An 8,277-nucleotide genomic window follows, 5' to 3' on the forward strand; every position below is an offset into this window, starting at 1 on the left:
GAGCCGGAGCTCACCGAGCTGACCGCATTGATCGAGAAGGTGGCCCGTTGACCACGCAGGTGACCGGAGCGGCCAGGGCGGTCGACCCGCGCACCGGCGAACCGGATCGCGACTGAGATGGCCGGCTCACCGATCGTCACCGATCTCCAGGTGGTCCCGGTCGCCGGCCAGGACAGCATGCTGCTGAACCTCAGCGGCGCCCACGCGCCGTACTTCACCCGCAACGTCGTGCTGCTCACCGACTCGGGCGGCCGCCTGGGCGTCGGAGAGGTGCCCGGCGGCGAGAAGATCGCTCGCGCCCTCGCAGAGTCGAGGGACCTGCTCGTCGGCCGGCCGGTCGCGACGTACAACACGGTGCTGGAGTCGGTGCGGCGGCGCTTCGCGCACCACGACGCGGGCGGCCGGGGCGCGCAGACCTTCGACCTCCGCACCACCGTGCACGTCGTCACCGCCTTCGAGTGCGCGCTCCTCGATCTGCTCGGACAGTACCTCGAGGTGACCGTCGTGGAGTTGCTCGGTGCGGGCCGGCAGCGTGACCGCGTCCCCGTGCTGGGCTATCTGTTCTTCGTCGGCGACCGCCGTCGCACGGACCTGGCGTACCGCGCGGAGGAGGACGGCGACGACTGGCTCCGGCTGCGCAACGAGGAGGCGCTGACGCCGGACGCGGTGGTGGCGCTCGCCGAGGCGGCACAGGGCCGGTACGGCTTCGCCGACTTCAAGCTGAAGGGCGGCGTGCTGCCCGGGCCGCTGGAGGCCGAGGCGGTGACCGCGCTGGCGCGCCGCTTCCCGACGGCACGCATCACCCTGGACCCGAACGGAGCCTGGTCACTGGCCGAGGCGGTCCGGCTCGGCCGCGACCTGCGGCACGTGCTGGCCTACGCCGAGGACCCGTGCGGCGCCGAGAACGGACACTCCGCGCGGGAGGTGATGGCGGAGTTCAGGCGCGCCACAGGTCTGCGCACCGCCACGAACATGGTGGCGACCGACTGGCGCGAGCTCGGGCACGCCGTCGCGGCGGGCGCGATCGACATCCCGCTGGCGGATCCGCACTTCTGGACGATGGGCGGCTCCGTGCGGGTCGCCCAGCTGTGCGACGCGTGGGGGCTCACGTGGGGCTCGCACTCCAACAACCACTTCGACATCTCGCTGGCGATGTTCACCCACGTCGCGGCCGCGGCACCCGGTGAAATCACCGCGGTGGACACGCACTGGATCTGGCAGGACGGCCAGCGGCTGACCACCGCCCCACTCCAGATCGCCGACGGCCACCTGCCGGTGCCCGCCGGGCCCGGCCTCGGCATCGAGGTCGATCTCGACCGGCTCGACGCCGCCCACCGGCTCTACCTGGCGGAAGGGCTCGGCGGCCGGGACGACGCCGCCGCCATGCGCCACCTCGTCCCGGGCTGGACCTTCGACCCGAAACGCCCCGCACTCGACCGGCACTGAGCATCAGGAAGCGACAAGGTGGACGAACCGACGACCGGACACGCGCCCGATCCCGCGAGGGTGCTGTTGGTCGGCCGGTTGCTCGCGTCCCTCGACCGCAGTGTGCGCGAGCACTACGACCATGCCCGGCTCGCTGTGATCGTGAACTTCGGCGTCAGGTACGACACACCGACGTCGCGACGGCCGCCGCCACCACCCGCGGGCTCGTATCGGAGGCGGTGCTCACCGCGCTCGGCCCGGAGGGTTACCTCGTGAACATCGCACGCGGCAGCGTGGTGGAAGAACCGGCGCTGGTCGATGCGCTGGTCGGCGGCCGGCTCGCGGGCGCCGCGCTCGACGTGTTCGCCGACGAGCCGTACGTTCCTCCGGCGCTTCACGACCTCGACACCGTGCTTCTGCTGCCGCACATCGCTAGCGCCACCCGCGAGACCCGCGAGGCCATGGGCGACCTCGCCTTCCGCAACCTCCGGCGGTTCATGTCCGACGGCACCCTGCTCACGCCGGTCCCCGCTCCGGGATCGAGCCGGTGACCCGGCCGGCGGTCAGATATGGCCTTCCAGATCGGCGAGCAGAAGACGCTTGGGCTTGGCTCCCCTGATCTGCTGGACGACCTCGCCGTTCCGGAAGAGGTTGAGGGTGGGGAAGCCCATGACGCCGTACCGCATCACGATCTCCGGATGCTCGTCACCATTGATCTTGGCGACCGTCAGGCGGTCGCCGTACTCCGCCTCGATCTGCTCGAGAATCGGCACGATCATCTTGCACGGAGGGCACCACTCCGCCCAGAAGTCGACCAGTACCGGCTTGTCGCCGCGCAGCACCTGCTCGTCGAAGTTCTCGGTGGTCAGCGTCAGCATTTCTTCCCTCCAGGGACAGGACGCATCCAGGACAGGCCCGCGCCAGTTGATCGGCCACTTCGGCCCTTCGCCGGGTCAGGGTCTGGATGTCCGCGTCGATCTCGGCGAGCTTGCGGCGGTAGACGGCGACCGGTTCCGGGCAGGCGTCCCCCACCTCGTTGCCCGCTCGCAGGCAGTCAACGAACGGCCGGGCGTCCTCGAGCGTGAACCCCACCGCCAGCAGCGAACGGATCTGTGAGACCAAACGGAGGTCTGACTCCTCGTACTGCCGGTAGCCGTTGGCCGCACGCCGCGCCGAGAGCAGTCCCTGCTGTTCGTAGTAGCGCAGCGTGCGCGTGCTCACGCCGGCCCGCTCGGCCAGCTCCCCGATCCGCATCGGCCCTCCCTGATCTGTGGCCGTCAGCGACGGTATCCCTTGACACCGGCGTCAACGTCAAGCCGCGAGCGGCCCGATTTCATCCCGTACGGCTCCTACCTACGGCCGGTGCGCAGTGCGACCCGACCGCGTAGGGCACAGAATGTCGGGTCCGGTAGGGCCGGACCTGTCAGCGTTAGTGATCAGAAGGAGGACCGAGGTTGCTGGAGCGGCTGAACCAGGCCATGGAGTACATCGAGCAGCACCTCGATCAGCGGATCGAGGTGGCCGAGCTCGCGCGGATCGCCGCCACGTCGGAATACCACCTCCGGCGGCTGTTCTCCGCGCTCGCAGGCGTCCCGTTGTCCGAGTACATCCGTCGCAGGCGGCTCACCGTCGCGGGCGCTCAGGTGCTCGCCGGAGAGGGAACGCTGCTCGATATCGCGGTGCGTTACGGATACGGCTCCGGCGAGACGTTCGCGCGCGCGTTCCGCGCCGTGCACGGCGTCGGGCCCGGCGAGGCCAGGCGAACCGGCGCTGCTCTGCGCTCCCATCCACGGATGTCCTTCCGCCTCATCGTCGAAGGGAGCAGCAGCATGCGATACCGGATCGTGGAGAAGGAGGAGTTCCGTGTGGTGGGCAAGAAGGCCCGCGTCCCCCTCGTGCACGAGGGCATGAACCCCGCGATCGTCGCGTTCATACGGAGCATCGGGCAAGAGGCATTGCAGCGCATGGAGGCCCTGTCCGACCAGGAACCTCAGGGGATCATCAGCGTGAGCGACGACCTCGCCGACGGCCGTGAGGAGGGCACCGAACTCGACTACTACCACGGTGTGGTGACCACTGCCGCCGCGCCCGAGGACATGGAGACCCTCACCGTCCCGGCGGGCACATGGGCGGTCTTCGAGAGTTCGGGGGCGTTTCCGCAGGCCCTGCAGTACCTGTGGCGGGACGTGTTCACGCAGTGGTTCCCCTCCAACCCGTACCAGAGCAGGCCGGGCCCCGAGATCCTGCGCACGCGGCTGTCCCAGGACGCGACGGAGGCGGACGCCGAGCTGTGGATCCCCGTGGAACGAACCGCCGGCTGAGGCCGCGTCCCAGGGCGTCCCGCGCCGGGCGAGGTACGCGGCCTCGATCAGATCTTCGCCGATCGCCCGAGCGCCTCGGCGCTTGACTTCATGTCGGGATGAAGTCGCACCATGACGTCCATGTCCACAGACGATGTCAAAGATGTCCCGTCCGTCGCCGCACACGACCTCATTCCGCTCCTGGACGCGGTCGACTCCACGCCAGGTGCGGCCGAGTTGCGCGCCCGTTCCTACGATCTCCTCCGGTTGGCCGCGGGCGCACGAGTGATCGACGTGGGCTGTGGCGCCGGAAGGGCCGCCGCCGAGATGACCGAACGGGGCGCGAGAGCGGTCGGCGTCGACATCGACGAGCAGATGATCGCTCTTGCGCGAGAGCGCTGGACCGGCCCCGACTTCCGCGTCGCGGCCGCCGACCACCTGCCCTTCGCGGACGGTGAGCTGACCGGCTACCGGGCCGACAAGGTCTACCACGTGCTCGACGACCCGGCCCGGGCGCTGGAGGAGGCACGGCGCGTGGTCGGCCCCGGTGGCCGCATCGTGCTCGCCGGCCAGGACTGGGAGAGCTTCGTCATCGACTCGGCCGATCCGGGGCTCACCCGGACCATCGTGCAAGCACGTGCCGACACCATGCCCAGCCCGCATGCCGGCCGCCGCTACCGCAACCTGCTGCTCGACGCCGGCTGCACCGACGTCACCGTCGAGGTGCACACCGGAGTGCTCACCGAACAGGTGGCCCTGCCCCTTCTGTCCAGGCTCGCCGACGCGGCCCGGAACACCGGAGCGATCACCGCTGAACAGGCCGAGGCATGGACGGCCGAGCAGACCGAGCGCGGGCGGACCGGGCGACTGTTCGTGGCGATCCCCATGTTCCTCGCGGCCGGGACTCGCCCGGCCACTGGATGACGGTGGGCACGGTCACCGGTCGCGTTGCCCCCTGGCGGGATCCATGAGCCGGCTCTCCCAGGCCCAAACGACGATCTCCACTCGGTTACGCATCCGCAGCTTCATCTGGATGCTGGCCAGATGGCTCTTGACGGTGCTGACCGAGATGAACAGCTCGGCGGCGATCTCCTGGTTCGTACGGCCTCTGGCGAGGGCACGAATGACCTCGGTCTCCCGATCCGAGAGCGGCACCGCAGGCTTGGCGACGGTCGGGGCCTCGGTGGGCGCCAGGTGCTTGAGGAGTCGCACGGTGATCGAGGGCGAGATCAGCGCGTCTCCGGTGACGGCGGCCCGGACGGCTTCGACCAGCAGGGCGGGGCCGGCGTCTTTGAGGATGAAGCCGACGGCTCCGGCTCGAAGGGCGCCGTAGACGTACTCGTCGAGGTCGAAGGTGGTGACGATGACCACCCGGAGCGGCTCTGGCACACCGGGGCCGGCCAGGGCGCGGGTGACCTCGATGCCGTCGAGGCGGGGCATCCGGATGTCGACGAGGCACACGTCGGGGCGCAGGCGCCGGGCCAGGGTGACGGCTTCGGCGCCGTCCGCGGCCTCCGCGACCACGGTGATGTCGGGCTGGTCCTCGAGGATGAAGCGCAGCCCGCCGCGTACCATCGCCTGATCGTCGGCGAGCAGGACCCGCATGGTCATGGCCTTCCCGGAGCGGGAAGGGTCGCGAGCACCGACCAGCCGGCCCCGGGCCCCGGGCCGGCGGTGAGCGTCCCGCCGAGAGCCTCCACGCGTTCGCGCATCCCGATGAGGCCGTACCCGCCGGCATGGGGGAACCGGGGCGAGCCGGCCGGGGGCGCGTCGTCGGTGATCTCGACGGTGATGGCCTGCCGGTCGTGGGCGAGGGCCACGGTGACCTCCCCGGCGCCGGGGGCGTGCCGGGTGATGTTGGTGAGGGCCTCCTGGACGACGCGACAGACGGTGGTGGTCACCTCGGGCGGCCATGCGGGATCGGCGTGGCCGTCGGGCAGTCGGAGCCGCACGGCGGGTCCGCGCCCGGCGAATCGCTCGACGAGTTCGGTGACCTGCTCGGGTCCGGGAGTGAGCCCGCCCGCGTCGCCCGAGTCCCGGAGCAGGCCGATGACCTGACGCATGGACGCCAGCGCCTCGGTGCCGGCGGACTCGATGCCCGCCAGGGCGTCGTCGAGCGTTTCGGCGTGCTTGCGGGCCGCGATGCGGGCCGCCTGGGCCTGAAGCACGATGCCGGTGATGTGATGGGCAGCGGCATCGTGCAACTCCCTCGCCAGTTCCAGGCGCTCACCCCGCCGTACCGCCTCGATGGCGACTTGACGGCGGCCGTCGAGCAGGCGCAGCCACAGCCCCGTCCCCACGGCGACGGCCCATCCCAGGCCCATCAGTCGGGTGGCCGTGAGGTTGTTCGGAGTGCCGTCGGCGATGAAGGTCAGGTATCTCTCCAGGGTGCCGGCCGTGACCGCCGCGCCGCCGGCCGCGATGGCCGCCGCCGGACGGAACGGCAGCACCCTGACCGCCGAGCCGATGAGCACGAGCAGGGCGAGCGCCGCGGCGGCGCCCGGCTGGCTGGGCAGGTGCCACTGCCAGGAGGCCAGCTCGGCGGCCGCGCACACGGCGAGGCCGGCCGCCGCGGCCCTCGCACGGGAACGTTCCCGCAGCAGGGCGGCCACGCACACCGCCGTCCCGACGGCGAGGGGGAACGCCAAGCCGCCGTGGCCGCCTTCGACCGGCCCGGCCTCGACGGTCAGCGCTGCCGCGAACACGACACCGAGCCCGACGTTGGCGGCGGTCCCGGGCCGCTCGCCCAGGCGATGCAGCATGTTCATGCCGTTCAGACTACGGAGCCTCCACAGACGGCGGATCAGCCGAAAGTACGACCGGCCCGCTCGAACCGTACTTCCGGCCGGTGCGGGCGCCCAGCCGGCACCCGCACAGTAAGGCGCATGCTTTCCGGCCGACTACCAGGAGGACATGGCATGACCGCTGTCTTGCGGGCCCAGGGACTGAGCAAGCGGTTCCGACGGCGCTGGGCGCTCTCGGACTGCACCCTTGACATCCCGGCGGGGCGGGTCGTCGGGCTGGTTGGCCCCAACGGCGCCGGGAAGACCACCCTGCTGAGCCTGGCCGCCGGCCTGCTGGCGCCGACGTCGGGCACGGTCGAGGTGTGCGGCGGGCGCCCCGGCGGTGGCCGGGCACAGCTGGCCAAGGTCGGCTTCGTCGCCCAGGACACGCCGACGTACGCCAGGCTGACCGTCGCCGAGCACCTCCAGCTCGGAGCCCGGCTCAGCCCGGGTTGGGACGCGCAACTGGCACGGGAGCGGATACAGCGGCTCGGTCTGCCCCCCGATCAACGGGCCGGGAACCTGTCCGGCGGCCAGCGCGCCCAGCTCGCCCTCACTCTCGCCATCGCCAAACGGCCCGCGCTGCTGATCCTCGATGAGCCGGTCGCCAGCCTCGACCCGCTCGCCCGGCGGGAATTCCTGCGGGACCTGAGCGACGCCACCGCCGGGCAGGAACTCAGCGTCGTGCACTCCTCGCACCTGGTCGCCGACCTGGAACGGGTCTGCGACCACCTCATCGTGCTCGTCGGCTCGCGCGTGCGGGTGGCCGGTGATGTCGGCGAACTACTGGCCACCCACCACCTGCTCACCGCACCGCGCACCGGCCCCGCGACACTTCCCGCCGGGGTGCACGTCATCTCGGTCGACCGCACCGATAGGCGGACCACCATGCTCGTCCGTGCCGACTCCTCGGCCCTCGACCCTGCCTGGACGGTCCAGCCGGTCAGCCTGGAAGACCTCGTCCTCGCCTATATGAGTCAGTCCGCTCCCGCACCGGAGGTGCACCGATGATCTGGCTGACCTGGCGCCAGTTCCGCATGCAGGCCGCCGTGGTTCTCGGCGCCGTCGCCATGTTCGGCGCCGTCCTCGCCGCCACCGGCCCCGGGCTCGCCCGCCGCCATCAGACCACCGGGAGCGACTTCCTCGATCAGATCAGCGGCACCGAGACCATTCTGTACGTCCTCGGCTGGCTGGCCGTCCTCGTCATTCCCGCCCTCATCGGCATGTTCTGGGGCGCCCCGCTGGTCACCCGCGAACTCGACGCCGGAACCCATCGGCTGGCATGGACACAGACCACCCGCACCCGCTGGCTGGTCACCAAGCTCGCCGTCATCGGCGGAGCCGCCATGGCCGCCACCGGACTGCTCAGCCTGGCGGTGAGCTGGTGGGCCGGCCCGATCGACGCGGCCATCGCCGGCCTGGGCGGCAGGCCCGGCCCCGGGATCTTCGTTCTCCCGAGACTGTCACCCGTGATCTTCGGCGCACGCGGGATCGTCCCCGTCGGCTACGCCGCCTTCGCCTTCGTCCTCGGCGTGACCATCGGGGCCGTCCTCCGCCGGACCCTGCCGGCCATGGCCGTCCTCCTCGCCGTCTTCGCCGTCACCCAGGTCTCCATGTCCATGGCGGTCCGGCCGAACCTGATGCCTCCTGAACGCCTCACCACGACGATCACCACCACGAACCTCATGCGCATAGGCATGAGCGGAGATCTGACGGTGATCGTCGACCGGCCCGGCGCCTGGATCACCGCACAGCACACCGTCGACGCG

General features: G+C 71.1%; 9 protein-coding genes and 1 pseudogene. 6 read left to right on the plus strand and 4 right to left on the minus strand.

What is annotated here, in order from left to right; translation table 11 throughout:
• Positions 1 to 117: 117 nt before the first annotated feature.
• Positions 118 to 1,446, plus strand: coding sequence for an enolase C-terminal domain-like protein (locus HKK72_RS32210; protein ID WP_187238208.1), 1,329 nt, complete (start codon positions 118 to 120; stop codon positions 1,444 to 1,446).
• A gap of 2 nt (positions 1,447 to 1,448) precedes the next feature.
• Positions 1,449 to 1,976 carry an NAD(P)-dependent oxidoreductase gene (locus HKK72_RS41680; RefSeq protein ID WP_315987562.1) on the plus strand — a complete coding sequence of 176 codons (528 nt, stop codon included), beginning with the start codon at positions 1,449 to 1,451 and terminating at the stop codon, positions 1,974 to 1,976.
• Between the two features lie 12 nt (positions 1,977 to 1,988).
• Here the strand turns inward: HKK72_RS41680 and trxA are convergent, their stop codons facing one another.
• On the minus strand, positions 1,989 to 2,303 hold the full coding sequence (gene trxA, locus HKK72_RS32220) for a thioredoxin (RefSeq protein ID WP_187238209.1): 315 nt from the start codon (positions 2,301 to 2,303) through the stop codon (positions 1,989 to 1,991).
• A gap of 64 nt (positions 2,304 to 2,367) precedes the next feature.
• Positions 2,368 to 2,679: pseudogene (locus HKK72_RS32225) on the minus strand (MerR family transcriptional regulator); the annotation flags it as partial.
• 200 nt (positions 2,680 to 2,879) lie between these two features.
• On the opposite strand from HKK72_RS32225, the gene HKK72_RS32230 reads away from it, so the two are divergent.
• Complete coding sequence (locus HKK72_RS32230) at positions 2,880 to 3,746, plus strand: AraC family transcriptional regulator (protein ID WP_187238210.1); 867 nt, start codon at positions 2,880 to 2,882, stop codon at positions 3,744 to 3,746.
• 120 nt (positions 3,747 to 3,866) lie between these two features.
• Positions 3,867 to 4,649 (plus strand): methyltransferase domain-containing protein, encoded by a 783-nt coding sequence (locus tag HKK72_RS32235; protein WP_187238211.1) that lies wholly within the window; start codon positions 3,867 to 3,869, stop codon positions 4,647 to 4,649.
• A gap of 12 nt (positions 4,650 to 4,661) precedes the next feature.
• On the opposite strand, the gene HKK72_RS32240 is transcribed toward HKK72_RS32235, so the two are convergent.
• Together HKK72_RS32240 and HKK72_RS32245 are read right to left on the minus strand one after the other, a co-directional pair.
• Positions 4,662 to 5,336 carry a response regulator gene (locus HKK72_RS32240; RefSeq protein ID WP_187238212.1) on the minus strand — a complete coding sequence of 225 codons (675 nt, stop codon included), beginning with the start codon at positions 5,334 to 5,336 and terminating at the stop codon, positions 4,662 to 4,664.
• The gene (locus HKK72_RS32245; RefSeq protein ID WP_261987417.1) at positions 5,333 to 6,493 is read right to left on the minus strand and encodes a sensor histidine kinase; all 1,161 of its coding nucleotides are present in this window, start codon (positions 6,491 to 6,493) and stop codon (positions 5,333 to 5,335) included. Before HKK72_RS32245 ends, HKK72_RS32240 begins: the two co-directional genes overlap by 4 nt.
• Positions 6,494 to 6,643: 150 nt before the next feature.
• On the opposite strand from HKK72_RS32245, the gene HKK72_RS32250 reads away from it, so the two are divergent.
• Both HKK72_RS32250 and HKK72_RS32255 read left to right on the plus strand, forming a co-directional pair.
• The gene (locus HKK72_RS32250) at positions 6,644 to 7,519 is read left to right on the plus strand and encodes an ABC transporter ATP-binding protein (protein ID WP_187238213.1); all 876 of its coding nucleotides are present in this window, start codon (positions 6,644 to 6,646) and stop codon (positions 7,517 to 7,519) included.
• The coding region (locus HKK72_RS32255) for a transporter (RefSeq protein ID WP_187238214.1) at positions 7,516 to 8,277 on the plus strand (762 nt) is incomplete at its 3' end. The genes HKK72_RS32250 and HKK72_RS32255, both read left to right, overlap by 4 nt.

This window comes from Actinomadura sp. HBU206391, assembly GCF_014323665.1.
Taxonomy (GTDB): domain Bacteria; phylum Actinomycetota; class Actinomycetes; order Streptosporangiales; family Streptosporangiaceae; genus Actinomadura_C.